At 75.2% G+C, this 16,428-nt stretch carries 10 protein-coding genes; 8 read left to right on the top strand and 2 right to left on the bottom strand.

The window, feature by feature from the left end:
* Window positions 1-33 precede the first annotated feature (33 nt).
* Entirely contained in the window at window positions 34-1,251 is a 1,218-nt protein-coding gene (locus ACQPX6_RS01750; RefSeq protein WP_433785017.1) for a cysteine desulfurase-like protein, read from the bottom strand.
* 100 nt (window positions 1,252-1,351) lie between these two features.
* Here ACQPX6_RS01750 and ACQPX6_RS01745 point away from each other — a divergent pair, with 100 nt between their 5' ends.
* The 5 genes from ACQPX6_RS01745 to ACQPX6_RS01725 all read left to right on the top strand — a co-directional run bounded on the left by ACQPX6_RS01745 (window position 1,352) and on the right by ACQPX6_RS01725 (window position 8,316).
* A complete protein-coding gene (locus tag ACQPX6_RS01745) occupies window positions 1,352-1,939 on the top strand; it encodes a bacterial proteasome activator family protein (protein ID WP_433785016.1) in 588 nt (195 codons plus the stop codon).
* A 74-nt stretch (window positions 1,940-2,013) separates the two neighbouring features.
* A complete protein-coding gene (gene wzm, locus ACQPX6_RS01740) occupies window positions 2,014-2,967 on the top strand; it encodes a galactan export ABC transporter permease subunit Wzm/RfbD (protein ID WP_433785015.1) in 954 nt (317 codons plus the stop codon).
* 5 nt (window positions 2,968-2,972) lie between these two features.
* A complete protein-coding gene (wzt, locus tag ACQPX6_RS01735; protein WP_433788165.1) occupies window positions 2,973-3,770 on the top strand; it encodes a galactan export ABC transporter ATP-binding subunit Wzt/RfbE in 798 nt (265 codons plus the stop codon).
* Window positions 3,767-4,678, top strand: a complete 912-nt coding sequence (gene glfT1 / locus ACQPX6_RS01730) for a galactofuranosyltransferase GlfT1 (protein WP_433785013.1) — start codon at window positions 3,767-3,769, stop codon at window positions 4,676-4,678. The genes wzt and glfT1 overlap by 4 nt, the downstream gene beginning before the upstream one ends.
* Before the next feature lie 71 nt (window positions 4,679-4,749).
* Complete coding sequence (locus ACQPX6_RS01725) at window positions 4,750-8,316, top strand: arabinosyltransferase domain-containing protein (RefSeq protein WP_433785011.1); 3,567 nt, start codon at window positions 4,750-4,752, stop codon at window positions 8,314-8,316.
* Between the two features lie 3 nt (window positions 8,317-8,319).
* Here ACQPX6_RS01725 and ACQPX6_RS01720 read toward each other — a convergent pair whose 3' ends face one another.
* Window positions 8,320-8,760, bottom strand: coding sequence for a GtrA family protein (locus ACQPX6_RS01720; protein ID WP_433785010.1), 441 nt, complete (start codon window positions 8,758-8,760; stop codon window positions 8,320-8,322).
* A gap of 110 nt (window positions 8,761-8,870) precedes the next feature.
* On the opposite strand from ACQPX6_RS01720, the gene ACQPX6_RS01715 reads away from it, so the two are divergent.
* Genes ACQPX6_RS01715 through ACQPX6_RS01705 form a run of 3 tightly spaced genes read left to right on the top strand, consistent with a single transcriptional unit; the run spans window position 8,871 to window position 16,421 of the window.
* On the top strand, window positions 8,871-12,026 hold the full coding sequence (locus ACQPX6_RS01715; protein WP_433785008.1) for an arabinosyltransferase domain-containing protein: 3,156 nt from the start codon (window positions 8,871-8,873) through the stop codon (window positions 12,024-12,026).
* Complete coding sequence (locus ACQPX6_RS01710; RefSeq protein ID WP_433785007.1) at window positions 12,010-15,039, top strand: arabinosyltransferase domain-containing protein; 3,030 nt, start codon at window positions 12,010-12,012, stop codon at window positions 15,037-15,039. Before ACQPX6_RS01715 ends, ACQPX6_RS01710 begins: the two co-directional genes overlap by 17 nt.
* Before the next feature lie 11 nt (window positions 15,040-15,050).
* Window positions 15,051-16,421 (top strand): FAD-binding protein, encoded by a 1,371-nt coding sequence (locus ACQPX6_RS01705; protein ID WP_433785006.1) that lies wholly within the window; start codon window positions 15,051-15,053, stop codon window positions 16,419-16,421.
* The last annotated feature ends 7 nt before the right edge of the window (window positions 16,422-16,428 follow it).

Here is a 16,428-nt window from a genome sequence, read left to right as displayed (position 1 = left end):
GCACCGATTTCTGCTCACGTGCGCGCAGCGCACCTACAACCGGGCGAGCGCGCTCACCAGGGTGTCGATCTCGGCGCGGGTGCTGTAGTGCGCCAGCCCGACGCGCACGACGCCGCCCACCTCGGCCCCGCCCAGGACCTCGAGCGCGCCGCTGTCGCCGGTGTCGGTGACGACGCAGACGCCGTGCTCGGCGACGCGCTCCGCGACCTCGCGGGCGGTGCGCCCGGCGACCGTGAAGGCGACGACCGGGATGCGGCGCGGCGGCTCGCCGATGACCATGACGCCGGGCAGGAAGCGCAGCTCGGACACCAGGTAGGACGTGAGGTCGTCCTGGTGCGAGCGCACCGAGCTCATCGAGGTGAGCACGCGGTCGCGGCGCGAGCCCTGGGCGGTGTCGTCGAGGTCGGCCAGGTAGTCCACCGACGCGACGAGCCCGGCGAGCAGGGCCCACGGGGCGTCGCCCACCTCGAGGCGCTCGGGTCCGCGGGCGGAGGCGTCGAGCGAGGCGGCGGGCAGGCGGTCGAGCAGGTCGGGCGTGCGGAACACCAGCGCGCCCACGGACGGCCCGCCCCACGCCGCGGCCGAGAGCACCATGACGTCGGCGCCCATCGTCTCGAGGTCCAGCGGCAGGTACGGCGCGGCGGCGCTGGCGTCGACGACGATCAGCGGCTCGATGCCCGTGCCCCGGTGCGGCAGGGCGTGCACCTTGCGGGCGATGGCGGCCACCTCGGTGCGCGTCCCGATCGCCGGGCACGCCGCGGTGACCGCGACGACGCGGGTGCGCTCGCCCAGCAGCTCGTCGAACTGCCAGCTGGGGAGCTCGCAGGTCTCGACGTCGATCTCGGCGGTGCGCAGCCGCCCGCCGGCCCGGTGCGCGGCGCGCTCCCACGGCGCGACGTTGGCGAGGTCGTCGAGGCGGGAGACCACGACCTCGTCGCCGAGGGCCCAGTCGGCGCCCAGCGCGTCGGCGAGGCGCTCGATCAGCGGCGCCGGGCCGGGGCCGAGCACGACGCCCTTGGGGTCGGCGCCCACGAGGTCGGCGATCGACCGGCGCGCGGCCTCGACGATGGCGCCGCCGCGCTTGGACGCCGGGTAGACCCCACCCGGCCGCGAGACGGGCGCCCGCAGCGCCGAGGACACGGCGGTGGCGACCTGCTCGGGGATCTGCATCCCGGTGGGCCCGTCGAGGTGCGCCCATCCGTCGCCCAGGGCCGGCACGAGGCCGCGGACCCGGGCGACGTCGAAGGACACGCCTTCGGAGGGTACGGAGCGCCCCACCGGGCGGCGACGGTGGTCAGCTCAGGGGACGCCGCGGGGCGCCGGACGGGCGCCGCTCGCCGACGGGTGGAGGATGGAGGGCATGAGCGAGGCCACCGGCGACCGCAGTCCCACGCCCGGCGACCAGGTGATGGTCGTGGGCCCCGACGGCCAGCCGGTGGGGACGGTGCGGGTCCCCGGCGGCGGCGAGGACGGCGCGGACGGCGACGGCGCTGCCGACGGCGCCGGCGCGCCCGCCGAGCGCGAGGACCTCTCGGGCTCGGTCGAGGAGCCCGCCAAGGTCATGCGCATCGGCATGATGATCAAGCAGCTGCTCGAGGAGGTCCGCGGCACCGACCTCGACGACGCCAGCCGCGGGCGGCTGCGCGAGATCCACGCCTCGTCGCTGCGCGAGCTCGAGTCGGCGCTCTCGCCCGACCTGCGCGAGGAGCTCGAGCGGCTCGTCGAGCCCTTCGGCGGCGAGGAGCCCCCGTCGGCGGGCGAGCTGCGCGTCGCCCAGGCCCAGCTCGTCGGCTGGCTCGAGGGCCTGTTCCACGGCATCCAGACCGCGCTCGTGGCCCAGCAGATGGCCGCCAAGGTGCAGCTCGAGCAGATGCGGCGCGGGCTGCCCAGTGGCGCGTCGGCGGCCGCCGGCGGCGGTACGACCGGCCAGTACCTCTGAGCGCGGGACCGGCGCGACAGGCCCGCGACGTGGGCTCCCGGCGCACACCGGGTGCGCAGGTACCCTCACCCGACGTGGCCGTCCCCGCACTCGCGCGCCAGGACGCCGACGACCCGGCGTCCGTCGAGAACGCGCCGTCACCGCGCAGCTGGGGACGTGCGTTCGACGACATCCGCAAGGCCGTCGCCCAGCGCGAGCTCTGGGGTCACCTGGGCTGGCAGGACATCAAGCAGCGGTACCGCCGCTCGGTGATCGGCCCGCTGTGGATCACGATCAGCATGGCCGTCACGGCCGCGGCGCTCGGCGGGCTGTACTCCCAGCTCTTCGGCCAGCCCATCGGCACGTTCATGCCGTACGTGACCGTCGGCTTCATGATCTGGTACTTCATCAGCGCCTGCGTGCTGGAGGGCACCGAGACCTTCATCGCCAACGAGGGCCTCATCCGCTTCCTGCCCGCGCCACTGATGATCTACGTCTTCCGGACGGTGTGGCGGCAGATCCTCTTCTTCGCCCACAACGTCGTGGTCTACGTGGTCGTGCTCGCGATCTTCTTCACCCAGCTCGACGAGCCCTACCGGATGATCAACGTCGTGCCCGGCACCGGCGGGACGCCCGGCATCCTGCACCCCGGCCTGAGCTGGTGGGCGCTGCTTGCGATCCCCGCGTTCGTGCTGATCGTGATCAACGGACTGTGGGTGACGCTGCTGTTCGGGATCATCTCGGCGCGCTTCCGCGACATCCCGCCGGTGGTCTCGAGCTTCATGCAGCTGTTCTTCACGATGACGCCGATCATCTGGACCACCGATCTGCTCAGCGGCGGCGCGCCCGGGAGCACCAAGTCGATCATCGAGCAGCTGGCCAAGCTCAACCCCTTCTACCACTTCATCGAGATCTTCCGGGCGCCGTTGGTCGGCCAGGTCCAGAGCTGGACGCACTGGGCGGTCGTCGGCGGCATCACCGTGGTGGGGTGGACACTGGCGCTCGTGGCGCTGCGCAACTACCGATCCCGCGTCGCGTACTGGGTGTGAGCGCGATGGTCAGCATCGAGGTCCGCGGGGCCTCCGTCGAGTTCCCGATCTTCGACGCCAAGAACAGGTCGCTGAAGAAGTCGGTCCTCGGTCGCGCGGGCGGGCGGATCAGCGAGCAGAAGGTGCCGGTGGTCGAGGCGCTGCGCGACATCGACCTCACGCTGCGCGAGGGCGACCGCGTCGGGCTCGTCGGGCACAACGGCGCGGGCAAGTCGACGCTGCTGCGCCTGCTCGCGGGCATCTACGAGCCGACGCGCGGGCGGGCGTCGATCCGCGGTCGCGTGGCGCCGGTGTTCGACCTCGCCGTCGGCATGGACCCGGAGATCTCCGGCTACGAGAACATCCTCATCCGTGGGCTCTTCCTCGGCATGAACCGCCGCGAGATGGAGCGCCGCGTCGACGAGATCGCCGAGTTCACCGAGCTCGGCGACTACCTCGACATGCCGCTGCGGACCTACTCGACGGGCATGCGCGTGCGGCTCGCGCTGGGCGTCGTCACCTCGATCGACCCCGAGATCCTCATCCTCGACGAGGGCATCGGCGCCGTCGACGCGGCGTTCCTCGAGAAGGCCCGCGACCGCCTGCGCGACCTGGTGGGCCGCTCCGGGATCCTCGTGTTCGCGTCGCACTCCGACGAGTTCCTCGTCGAGCTCTGCGACACCGCGATCTGGATGGACGGCGGGGTCATGCGCGAGCAGGGCCCGCTGCGCGAGGTCGTCAGCCACTACAAGGGCCGCGACGTCTTCGAGAACCTGAGCCCGGAGACGCTGCGCCGCCTCGACGGCGTCGAGGCCGGCGGGTGACCGTGGCGCCCGACGGCGAGACGGTCGTCGCCGTCGTCGTCACCCGCCACCGCGCCGAGCTGCTCGTCGACGGGCTCGCGGTGATCGCGAAGCAGACCCGCAGGCCCGACCACCTCGTCGTCGTCGACAACGGGCCCGACGACGCGACGCGCGAGGTCGTGGAGAACTGCGGGCTGCCCGTCACGTACCTGCCCTCGCACCACAACCTGGGCGGCGCCGGCGGCTACGCGCTGGGCATGCTCACCGCGCTCGCCCGCGGCACCGACTGGCTCTGGCTCGCCGACGACGACGGCCGCCCCGCCGACGAGCACGTCCTGGCGACGCTGCTCGAGATCGCGCGCCGGCGCGGGCTCGCCGAGGTGTCGCCGGTGATCGCCGACCTGGCCGACCCCGAGCGCCTCGCGTTCCCGCTGCGCCAGGGCCTGCGGTGGATGCGCCGGCGCTCGGAGCTGGCGGGCTACGGGGACGGCGAGCTGATGCCCGGCATCGCGCACCTGTTCAACGGCGCGCTGTTCCGGGCCTCGACGCTCGACGTCGTCGGCGTGCCCGACCTGCGGCTGTTCGTCCGCGGCGACGAGGTCGAGGTGCACCGGCGCCTGGCGCGCTCCGGGCTTCCCTACGGGACGTGCCTGACCACGGCGTACGTGCACCCCGACGGCTCCGCGGAGTTCCGCCCGATGCTCGGCGGGCGGCTGCACGCCCAGGACCCGGGCGACGCGACCAAGCGCTACTACACCTATCGCAACCGCGGCTACCTGCTGGCGCAGCCGGGACTGCGCCGGTTCGGGGCCATCGAGCACCTGCGCTTCGCCTGGTACTTCCTCGTCTCGCGCCGCGACCCCGCGGGCCTGCGCGAGTGGCTCGCCCTCGTGCGCCTCGGTCGCCGGGAGCGCTTCCACCGTCGGTGAGCGGGGTGGGCGCGGTCACCCACACCGGGACACCTCACGGGCGTCTCCGGGCCCCGGACTAACCTCGCAGCGTGCTGACCTCGGAACAGGCCGTCAGCCCGGTGCGTCCGGGCGACGACGCCGCCGAGACCCCGCCCGGACGTCGCCCCACCCGCGGGCCCCGGTGGCTGCGCCTGCTCGCCGTCGGGCTGGGCCTGCTCGGGACGGTCCTCGGGGTGCTGTTCCCCATCCTGCCGGTGGTGCAGGAGACCTCGACGATCCTGTGGCCGAGCGCCACCACGGGTACCCGTCCGGTCGACGCCCCGTTGGTGGTGTACCGGCCCGAGACGATGAGCATCACGGTGCCCTGTCGCGCGGTGCAGGACCTCGACGCGCGCAACGTGCCCGCGGCCACCGTCGTCTCGACCTACCCGCCGCTGTCGCCCGACGGGCCGCAGGTCGGGATGCGCCTCACCGTCGAGAACGGCCAGCTCGTCCTCAACGACCTCGGCCAGCAGATGGCCACCGCGGCGGTGCCGACCGGCGACTGCACGGTGCGCATCACCTCCGACGCCTTCTCGACGCTCGTCGACCTCGGCGTCGGGCAGCAGATCCGGCTGCCGTTCGACGCGCGCCCGCAGGTCGTCGGCATCTACTCCGACCTCGACGACTCCCGTGACGACGTCGCCGGCGTCGCGGTGTCGATCACGCCGGACACGCGCTTCGAGACGACGCCGACCACGCTGAAGGTTCTGGCCGGGCTCTTCGCCGTGCTGGCGGCGATGGGCGGGGTGTGGGCGCTGCACGCGCTCGACGTGCGCGCCGGGCGCCGGGCGCCGCGGCTCGCGCCCAAGGGCTGGTGGTGGCCCACGAGCCGCGACCTCGTCGTCACCGCCGTGCTCGCCGTGTGGGCTGTGATCGGCAGCCAGACCTCCGACGACGGCTACATCCTCGGCATCGCCCGCGCCCGCGAGTCGGCGGGCTTCATCGGCAACTACTACCGCTGGTTCAACGTCCCCGAGGCACCGTTCGGCTGGTTCTACGAGATCTACGCGCTGTGGATCCGCGTCGACGACTCGGTGCTGTGGCTGCGCGTGCCGTCGCTGCTCATGGGGATCGTGTCCTGGATCCTCATCAGCCGCGAGATGCTCCCGCGCCTGGGCCAGCAGGTCCGGCGGTCGAAGGCGGCGGCGTGGGCCGCGGCGATGGTGTTCCTCGCGTTCTGGCTGCCCTACAACAACGGGCTGCGCCCCGAGCCCGTCGTCGTCATCTCGGCGCTGCTCGCGTTCTGCGCGGTCGAGCGCGGGGTGGCGACGCGGCGACTCGCCCCGGTGGCGCTGGGGCTGATGGCCGCCGCGTTCGCGGTCGCCGCGACGCCGACCGGGTTCATCGCCGTCGCCCCGTTCCTCGCCTCCGCGCGCCCGCTGTGGCGCCTGGTGATGGAGCGCGTCCGCTTCGGCGGCTGGCTGCCGGTGCTCGCGCCGGTGTTCGCGGCCGGCCTGCTGGTGCTCGTGGTGGTCTTCGCCGACCAGACGTGGTCCGCGGTGTGGGAGGCGACCCGCCTGCGCACGCTGATGGGGCCGAACTGGAGCTGGTTCCAGGAGGTCGTGCGCTACCAGTCGCTGTTCGGGACCGCGGCCGACGGCTCGCTGGAACGGCGCTTCCCGGTGCTGCTGCTGATGCTCGGGATCGCCGTGTGCATCGTCGTGCTGCTGCGCCGCGACAAGATCGCCGGCGCCGCCCTCGGCCCCTCGCAGCGCCTCATCGGCTCGTCGGTCATCGCGTTCGCCGTCCTCGCCCTGACCCCCACAAAGTGGACGCACCACTTCGGGGCGTTCGCCGCCCTCGGCGCCGGCATGGCCGCACTGACGGCGCTCGCGACGTCGTCGGACGTCCTGCGCTCGCGCCGCAACCGGCTGCTGTTCCTCGCGGCGCTGTTCGTGGTGCTCGCGCTGGCGTTCACCGGCCCGAACACCTGGTGGTACACGAACAACTGGGGCGTGCCGTTCAGCGGCGGCCCGGTGTTCTGGGACGGCTGGCCGTTCGGCTACGGCCTCACCGCGCCGTGGCCGATCTACACGCTGTGCCTCGGCGTGGCGATCCTCCTGCTGGTGTTCGCGGGGATCGAGCACATCCGGGGCGCGCCGCGGGTCCCGGTCAACGGCGACCCGGACACCGAGGCCGCCGAGCCCTCGGCGGCGTCCGCCGCGGTCGGGGCCGTCCTCAAGCCCCCGCGCGAGGCGCTGGGCCGGCTGCGGCGCACCCGCGGCGGCTCGACCGTCGAGCGCCGGGCGCGGGCGCTGCGCATCGGGTCGGCGCCGATCGCGCTGGTCTGCGCGGCGCTGCTGGCGTTCGAGATGATGTCGATGGTCGACGGGATCGAGGCGCAGGAGGGCAGCTTCTCCCTCGGCAGCGACGTCCTCGAGCACCCCTTCGGCGGGAGCTGCGGGCTCGCCGAGCGGGTGCGTGTGGAGGGCTCGACGCTCGCCGGCGTCCTCGCCGCCGCGCCCGCCCCCACCGGCCTCGCGCCGTCCGCGCCGGGCGTGCTGCCCACCGTCGCGCCGCCGACCCCCACGCCGACCACCGACCCCGCGACGGGCGCGACCGCGTCCGGCGGCTCCGGCGGGGCGATCACCGACGGCGGCGGGACCACGACCACCACCCCGCCCAGCAGCACGACGACGAGCACCACGCCCGGCGCCGCGGCGGCCCCGACCCCCGCGCCGCTGCCGCCCGGCTCCGTGCCGGCGTCGGCGCCCGAGGCGCAGCTGGTCGACCCGCAGCCCGGCAGCACCGGGTTCTCCGCGGCCGGCGCCGCCCCGCCCGTCGGGGGCGGCACCGGGGTGTCGGGCGTCGAGTACTCGCTGCGCAACGGGCTCGCCGACCAGGCGCTCGGCTCGTACGCGGCGGGCGGGGGCACCGGCGTCCTGCGCACCGACTGGTACCAGCTCGACGACGACCTGCGCAGCGGCGCGACGCCGCTGGTGCTCTCGGTCGCCGGGCGCCTCAACGGCGGCAACTTCCTCACCATCCAGTTCGCCGACCGCCTGCCCGACGGCCGCGTGCAGATCCTCGGGCAGGACGGGATCGACGACGGGGCGTTCGGTGAGCCGGGGTGGCGGGAGATTCGGCTCAACCTCGCCACCGGCGCCGGCGCCCAGGCCGACGAGGTGCGCCTCATCGCCCAGGACCGCGCGCTCGGGCCCGACGGCTGGCTCGCCGTGGCGCCCATGCGCGCACCGCAGCTCGTGCCGCTGACCGAGATCCTCGGGCCGGAGAACCCGGGCTACCTCGAGTGGCCGGTGCAGTTCGCGAGCCCGTGCCTGCGGCCGTTCGACGTGCGCGACGGGATCGCGGAGGTGGCGCGCTACCGCCTCATCGCCGACGCCAGCCAGCTGCGCCCCGGTGGGGTGAACTGGTCGTCGGCCAACGCGGGCGGACCGCTGGGGTGGATCGAGATCCTCGAGCGGCGCACCGAGCTCCCGACCTACCTCGAGGGCCAGCCGCAGCGCGACTGGGGCATCGTCGAGCGCCTCGACCCGTACACGCCCGACGCGGCGTCGCCGACCGTGGAGCGCGGAGAGCGCGAGGTGTGGGGGACGTACACCCCCGGCCCCATCGGCAACCCGCCGCCGGGGACGCCGTCGCCGGAGCGCTGAGGCTCAGTCGCGGAAGATCACGGTGCGCATGACGACGAAGTTGATCGTCGTCGCGCAGGCCTGGGCGATGAACCAGGACAGGAAGCCCGCGAGCACGCCCGGGTTCACCGACGGCGCGTGCATGACGGCCAGCACGAGGCTCGCGACGCCGACGTTGACGGCGAAGGTCGAGCCGTAGAGCAGGACGAAGCCGAGGAACTTGCCCGTGCCCCCGGACGAGGAGGCGAAGGTGAAGCGGCGGTTGAGCAGGTACGCCGTCGTGGTGCCGAGGATGAACGACACGGCCTTGGCCAGCGGCGCCCAGACGCCGAGCGCCAGCAGCCCCGCGTAGAAGCCGAGGTCGACCGACGCCGCGACGGCGCCGATCGCGACGAACCGCACGATCTGGGCCCCGAGCCCCAGGGGGGCGGGCCGCTCGCCGGTGTCCGGGCCGGTGACGGTCATGCCCCGAGGGTACGAGGGACACGCAGCGCAGCGGAGCTGGCCCCGGGTCGCAGCTCGCCACGCCGACCTCGTCGGGGTGCGTCCCGGGCCCGTCGATATCGTCGCGACCCATGGCCGTGGTGGCAGCGCAGGAGGACCGGGCCGACCCGGCTCCGGGCGCGGGACCCCACGATGAGCCGTCCGGGCCGCCGCGCCGGGGCCCGCGCACCGGTGGGTGGTGGCTGGCGGCGCTCGCGGCGCTCACCGTCGTGCTGGGGCTCGCGATCCCGCTCGCCCCGGTGCTCGCCGACGACCCCGTCGTCACCTGGCCGAAGGCCGGGGCGCCCGCGACGTCGACGAGCATCCCGCTCACCCCGTACCGACCGCTGTCCCTGACCGCCGACGTGCCGTGCGCCGCCCTGCGCGCGGGCGGGGACGGGCTGCGCACCGAGCCGGCCTCCGCCGGCACGCCCGGCCGGGGCCTGCGCGTCGTCACCAGCGGCGGCCGGGTGGTCGTCACGAGCTCGGGCGACACGCTGCTCGACGAGCTGCTCCCGCTCGGCGACTGCACCTACCGCGTCGTCGCCGACCAGGCCGGGACGCGGGTGTCCCGCGACGGGCAGGTGCTCGTCGACCGGCCGGGCGCGCTCGTCCCGCAGGTCGCCGAGCTCGCGACGGACGCGCCGGGCACGCCGGGCCTGGCCGCGACGATCCACACCGACGACCGCTACTCGTCGGTGCCGAGCGCGTTCAAGCTGACCCTGCTGGTGCTGCACGCGCTGGCCCTCGGCGCCACGCTCTGGCTCGCGACCCGGCGCTGGCGTGGCCGCGGCCCGCGTGTGGAGCGTCCGCGGTTCCACCCGGCCGACGCCGTCGTGCTGCTCGTGTCCGCCGCCTGGGTGGTGCTCGGGCCGCTGCAGAACGACGACTCCTGGTACCTGCTGATGGCGCGCGGCGCGACGCCCACCGGCTACATCGGCAACCAGATCTACATGTTCAACACGACGGAGAACCCGTTCGTGCTGACGCAGTACCTCATGGCCGTGTGGGGGCACCTCGGCGAGGCGATCGGCCTGCCCGGGTGGGGCCTGATGTGGATGCGCCTGCTGCCCCTGGTGCTCGGGCTGGCGACGTGGTGGCTGCTGCGGATGCTGCTGGTCGCGCTGCTCGGGCGCGCCGGGCGCCTGCCCGGGGTGGCGTGGGCGCTGCTGCTCGCGCACCTCGCGTGGTGGCTGCCGTACGGGATGGCGCTGCGCCCCGAGGTGGTCATCGTCCCGCTGGCCGCGGCGGTGCTGGTGCTCGCCGAGGTCGCACGCCGGCGCGAGGCCGTCGGCCTCCTGATCCCGGCGACGGCGCTGGCCGCGCTGGCGGTCACCGTCTCGCCGTCGGGGCTCGTGGCCGCCGCCCCCGTGGTCGTCGCGCTGCCCTGGCTCTGGCGCTGGCTGGTCGCGCACGGCTGGCGCTCGCGTCTGGGCGCGGCGGGCGCGGTGATCGCCGCCGGCACGATCGCCATCCCCATCGGCTTCGGCGACGCCACCCTCGGTGACGTCGTCGAGGCCACCGCGGTGCACAGCTGGTACTACCTGACCTTCCCCTGGTACGAGGAGTGGGCGCACTACCGGACCCTCATCGAGACCGGGACCTGGGGCCGGCGGCTGCCGGTGCTGCTGACCGTGGTGCTGCTCGTGGTCGTCTCCATCGGCAGCGGCCGCCAGGGCCCCGCCGGCGGGCGGCTGCGCGACGCGACCCTCGCCGCCGCGGTGACCACGGCCGTCGCGCTCGGCCTGCTGGCGCTGGGCCCGACGAAGTGGGTCAACCACTTCGGCGCCGTCGCCGCGCCGGCCACCGTGCTGCTCGCGCTGACGCTGCTGCGCTCGCCGCTGCCGCGCCGGCCGGGCGCGCTGGTCACGGGGGCGTCGGTGGCCCTGATCGCCGGCGCGACCGTGTTCGGTTTCGCCGCGCCCAACGTCTGGAAGCCCTACAGCGACCGCGGCCAGCTCTACGGCGACCACCTCGACCCCGAGATCTCGATGCTCGACCTCGAGATGCTCGCCCCGCACTGGAACGAGTTCTACCTGCGCGACGTCTGGTGGTGGCTGCTCCTCGCGGCGGCGGCCGGGCTGTGGCTGGCGTGGCGCCGGCGCCAGGGGCGCCGGACGTACGGGGTGACCCCGGAGCGGGCCGTGCTCGTCACCGCGACGGCCGTGCTCGTCGGGCTGATGGTCTGGGTGATGGTGCTGGCGCCGATCCGGCAGTCGCCGGGGTGGACGGTGGCGGGCAGCCAGCTGCAGGCGCTCACCGGGCGCGGGTGCGGGCTGTCCGAGGCCGTGTTCGTCATGGCGCGGACCCCGGGGGACCTCGGCGCGCAGACCACGCCCGACCAGCGCGCGGGCGACTTCGCGCTCGCCCTCGACGACCCCGCCCCGTTGCCCGCCCCCGGTCCGGGCGCGGTGTGGCACGACCAGGTCGAGCTCGTGCCCGGCACCGACCCGACGACGCCGCCCGCCGGCGTCACGGGACTCGGGACGCTGACCACCGGCTGGTACCCGCTGCCGGCCGCCGACCCGCAGGACCCCGACGCGCCGACGCACCTGACCGTCCCCGTCGCCGGCAACGACCCCGACCGCCAGCGGATCGTCGTCCAGTTCGGGTCCGGCGACCCGGCGGCGCCGGTGGAGGCCGAGTCGGTCGCGGTGACGCCGGGTCCCGGGTTCACGGCGCGGCAGTGGCAGGAGATCCCCGTCCAGCTGCCCGGCAGCCGGCCGACCGCGGTGCGCCTGCAGGTCGAGGACCGCGTCGCCGGACCCGACAGCTCGCTCGCGGTCGCGGCGCCGCACCTCGCGCGGCTGCAGCCGGTGTCGGCGCTGACCGGGCCCGCGGGGCGTCCCGCGTCGGACGTCGCCGGCGGGGTGTTCGGCGACCAGCTCTCGTCCGTGCTCTGGCCGTGCGTCGACCAGGTCGCGGTGCGCGACGGCATCGCGCCCACGCCGACCCTGCGGCTGATCGCCGCCGAGGGCACCCCGGAGTTCATCCTCACCAACCCGACCTACGAGTCGTGGGGCGGGACGATGGTGCAGTCGGAGCGGACGTGGGCGACGGTGCGCCCGTTCTCCGCCATCACGCCGGGCGGGGTGCCGGCGCTGCCCTGGGGCAACGTCGACCGGATCGTCTACGACCAGCCCACCGACGGCTACGACCTCACCGTCGGCCGGGTGAGCCGCAGCGGCCTGCAGCAGTTCGCGACCCTGGCCTCGGAGGCCTACTCGGGACGTGAGTACCTCGGGTAGGGCTCGCGGGCGCGGGCTGCTGCTCGCGTCCGCGGTGCTCACGCTGCTGTGCGCGATCCTCTTCCCGCTCGCCCCGGTCAGCCAGCCCGTCGTCACGTTCGCGTGGCCCCAGGCGCCGGGGCAGACGGCGGTCGCGCTGCCCCTGATGCCCTACGAGCCGGTCGCGCTCGACGCCGCCGTGAGCTGCGCGGCGCTGGACGCCACCCCGCCCGGCGCGGCCACGCTGGCGACGACGCCGCCCGGCACCCCGCCCGCCCCGGTCGGCGGCCTGACCGTGCGCCCGGTGCCCGGGGGCGTGCTCGTGACCAGCGACGGCGAGGTGCTCGCCGCCGTTCCCCGACCCGCGGGACCGTGCACGCTGACCGTGGCGTCGACGCCGGAGCGGACCACCGTCGCGCTCGACGGCCGGGTCGTGGCGACGCGCGAGGGCGACGTGCGGCCCGTCGTCGCGGCGATCATCGCGGGCGCGCCGGGCGCCGACGGGCTGTCGCTGGCCCTGCGGACGGACACGCGGTTCCAGACCACGCCCTCGGTGCTCAAGCTGCTGCTCGGGCTCGGCGTGCTGCTGGGGCTGGCGGGGATGGTCATCGCCGTGGGGCGGGGGCGGTCGTGGCGCGCGCCCCGGCGTTCGCGCGTGCGGGTCGTCGACGGCGTCGTGGCGCTCGGGCTCGCCGGGTGGGCGGTGGTCGGGCCCGCGACCGTCGACGACGGCTACATCGCCGGCATCCTGCGCTCGCGCGGCGAGAACGGGTTCACGGGCAACGTGTACCGCTGGCTCAACGCGCCCGAGGCGCCGTTCAGCTGGTTCTACGAGGTGGTGCGGGCGTGGGCGTCGCTCGCGCCGGGCCCGGCGGCGTCGGTGCTGTGGCTGCGCGTGCCCGCGACCGTCCTGGGCCTGCTGCTGTGGTTCCTGCTGCGCCGCCACGCCCTGCCCCGGCTCGGCCCGGCGCTGCGCCGGCCGGGGACGACGTGGGTGGCCGCGGCGGCGTTCGCGGCGTGGTGGGCGCCGTTCGGGCTCTCGCTGCGCCCGGAGCCGTGGCTGGCGCTGGGGGTGCTCGCAGTCTGGGTGTGCGCGGAGCGGGCCGTCGCGACGCGGGCGCTGCTGCCGCTGCTGGGCGCGGCGGTGCTGGCGGGGTTCACGGTGGCGCTGACGCCCGGCGCGCTGCTGGGGCTCGCCCCGCTGCTGGTGGCGCTGCCGGCGTTGGCGCGTTTCCGAGACGGGTGGACGCGGGTCCTCGTGGTCGTGGCGGGCCTGTCCGTCGCGGTGCTGCCGATGGCCGCGGACCAGTCGCTCGCGGGGCTGCTCGAGGCCACGCGGGTGCGCCAGCTGATCGGCGGCGGGCAGCCGTGGTGGCAGGAGCTCTCGCGCTACGCCTCGCTCGTCGAGCCGGGCAACGTGCAGGGCGGGCTCGGCGCGCGGCTGGCCGTGCTGCTGACGCTGCTCGCGCTGCCCGCCGTGGCGTGGGCGCTGCTCGCGGCGCGGGTGCGCGCCGGGGTGGCGACCGGGCCGGCGCGGCGGCTGCTCGCGGTGACCGCGCTCGGGCCGGTGACGCTGATCGTCAGCCCGACGAAGTGGACGCTGCACTTCGGCGAGCTCGCGGGCGTCGGGACCGCGGTGCTGACGCTGCTCGTGGTGCTGTGGTCGCCGCGGGTCGTCACCGCCGTGGAGCGTCTGCGCGGGCCGGCGCTGGTCGCGCTGCTCGGCGGGTTCGGGCTGGTGACGACGCTCGTGCTCACCGGCTACAACCAGTGGGCCTACGCGTCGGCGTGGGGCGTGTTCTGGAACGACATCCCGCCGCAGATCGCGCGGGTGCCGCTGGCGAACATCGCGCTGCCGGTGACGATCGCCGGGACGCTCGTGCTCGCGGTGGTCGTGGGGACGCGCGGGCGGCTGCCGCGGCGGGCGGCGCGGGTGCTCGCGCCGGGCGCGCTGGCGCTGGTGCTCGTCGTCGCGGTGATCGCGATCGAGGGCGGGTCGTTCCTCAAGGTCACCGCCGACCGGCGGGGGACGTTCAGCTACGGCTCGGACTCGCTCGCGGCGCTGGGCGGGGACCCGTGCGGGCTGGCCTCGGACCTCGCCGTCGAGACCGACCCGCGCGCCGGGCTGCTGCCCGCCGGCCCACCCTCGGGCGAGCTGGGTGATTTCCTGGCGTTGAACGCCAGCGTGGCCGCCACGCTGGCATTCACGCCGACCACAGATGACACGCCGGCCCCGGTGCCGTTGCGGATCGGGGGGACGGAGCTGCCGGGGTGGGCGGCGCCCCCGACCCCCGCCGCCACGGGCCCCGCCACGCTGCTGTCGGGATGGTTCGTGCTGCCGCCCGAGGCGCGGGAGCGGCGCGCGCCCGTGGTCGTCGCGGTCAGCGGCAGCATCAGCCGGGGCGCCGTCGCGCTCGAGTTCGCCGCCTCGCCCACCGACCCCCCGCGCACCGAGGGACCGGGCGGGCCGACCGCGGGCGTCGCCCCCCGCGACCTGCGCGCCCTGGCCCCCGAGGGCGCGACGCTCGTGCGGGTGCGGGCCACGAGCGCCGCGCGCGACGCCGCCGACGCGCAGGTCGCGAGCCCGACCGGGCAGACCCCCGAGCTCCCGCTCGCCGTCAGCGTCCCCCGCGTGCCGCGCACGGTGCCGTTCGACGACGTCGTCGCCCCGGGCAGCACCGCGCTCGTCGACTGGCCCGTCGCCGTGGTGTTCCCGTGCCTGCGCCCGCCCGCGCTCACCGGGGGCACGGCGGCCGTGCCCCCGTGGCGGCTCACCCCGCCCGGGCTCTCGGACGCGGGCGAGATCGCGGTCTCCCCCACCACCGGCGGCCCGTTCCTCACCCCGCGGCTGCTCGTCGAGGAGGTGCGCCTGCCGGTGTACCTCGACGGCGACCCGACCCGCGACGCCGTCGGCCTCGCGCGCTGGGTGCCGCGCCTGCCGCTCGGGGCCCTGTCGCCGCAGGTGGGCGAGGAGACCGTCGCCGGGTGGGCGCGGACGGGACGCGCGGGAGTCCCGGTCCTGGACACCCCCTAGACTCGCGCGGGATGCCACGCTCCGTGAAGACGCTCGCCGGGTGGGCCCGCACGGCCCCGAGCCGGGCCACCGTGCTCACCGGCGACGACGTCGCCTCCACCCCGGCGCTGGCGGAGGCGCTCGCCGGGGCCGGACGCCGCGGCGTGATCGCGCGGGGCCTCGGGCGGTCCTACGGCGACACCGCCCAGAACGCCGGCGGGCTCGTGCTCGACATGACCGCGCGCGACCGGGTCCACGGCGTCGACGCCGAGACCGGGCTGGTCGACCTCGACGCCGGCGTCTCGCTCGACCGCCTCATGCGCATCGCCCTGCCGTTCGGCCTGTGGGTGCCGGTGCTGCCGGGCACCCGCCAGGTGACCATCGGCGGGGCCATCGCCAACGACATCCACGGCAAGAACCACCACACGGCGGGCAGCTTCGGCGACCACGTCGTGTCGATGGACCTCATGCTCGCCTCGGGCGAGGTCCGCCGCCTCGAGCCCGACGGCCAGGAGTCCGAGCTGTTCTGGGCGACGGTCGGCGGCATCGGGCTGACCGGCGTCATCCTGCGCGCCACGATCCGCATGACGAAGACCGAGACCGCCTACTTCGTCGCCGACACCGAGCGCACCGCGGACCTCGACGAGACCATCGAGCGCTTCTCCGACGGCTCGGACGAGGCCTACGACTACTCGTCGGCGTGGTTCGACTCGATCTCGACCGGCCGGAAGCTGGGCCGCGCGGCGCTGGGCCGCGGCTCGCTGGCGCGGCTCGACGAGCTGCCCGCGACGCTGCGCCGCGACCCGCTGAAGTTCGACGCGCCGACGCTGGTGGACCTGCCCGACGTCTTCCCCAACGGGCTGGCCAACAAGCTGACGTTCTCGGCCATCGGCGAGCTGTACTACCGCAAGACGAAGAACAAGCGCGGCCAGATCCAGAACCTCACGGCCTTCTACCACCCGCTGGACCTGTTCGGGGACTGGAACCGGGCCTACGGCTCGAAGGGCTTCCTGCAGTACCAGTTCATCGTCCCGCTGGCGGCCGAGGCCGAGTTTCGGGCGATCGTGCGCGACATCGCCGAGTCCGGGCACGTCTCGTTCCTCAACGTCTTCAAGAAGTTCGGCGAGGGCAATCGGGCGCCGCTGTCGTTCCCGATGCCCGGCTGGAACATCTGCGTCGACTTCCCGATCGTCGAGGGCCTGGGCGCGTTCTGCCGCTCCCTCGACGAGCGCGTGCTGGCCATGGGCGGGCGCCTCTACACCGCCAAGGACTCGCGCACCGACCCCGACACCTTCGCCGCCATGTACCCGCGGCTGGACGAGTGGCGCAAGATCCGCGACGCCGCCGACCCCGACGGCGTGTTCGCGTCGGACATGTCGCGCCGCCTCCGGCTCACCCCCTGAGGAGAAC

It is taken from the genome of Actinomycetospora sp. CA-101289, assembly GCF_050955895.1.
Taxonomy (GTDB): Bacteria; Actinomycetota; Actinomycetes; order Mycobacteriales; family Pseudonocardiaceae; genus Actinomycetospora.
This window is presented reverse-complemented; position numbering and strand designations above follow the sequence as displayed.

What these genes read in the sequence shown, in the direction of transcription:
- ACQPX6_RS01745 (WP_433785016.1), top strand. Translation starts at nt 1,352, where the DNA reads ATGGAGGGCATGAGCGAGGCCACCGGCGACCGCAGTCCCACGCCCGGC.
- wzt (WP_433788165.1), top strand. Translation starts at nt 2,973, where the DNA reads ATGGTCAGCATCGAGGTCCGCGGGGCCTCCGTCGAGTTCCCGATCTTC.
- ACQPX6_RS01720 (WP_433785010.1), bottom strand. Translation starts at nt 8,760, where the DNA reads ATGACCGTCACCGGCCCGGACACCGGCGAGCGGCCCGCCCCCCTGGGG.
- ACQPX6_RS01705 (WP_433785006.1), top strand. Translation starts at nt 15,051, where the DNA reads ATGCCACGCTCCGTGAAGACGCTCGCCGGGTGGGCCCGCACGGCCCCG.
- ACQPX6_RS01715 (WP_433785008.1), top strand. Translation starts at nt 8,871, where the DNA reads ATGGCCGTGGTGGCAGCGCAGGAGGACCGGGCCGACCCGGCTCCGGGC.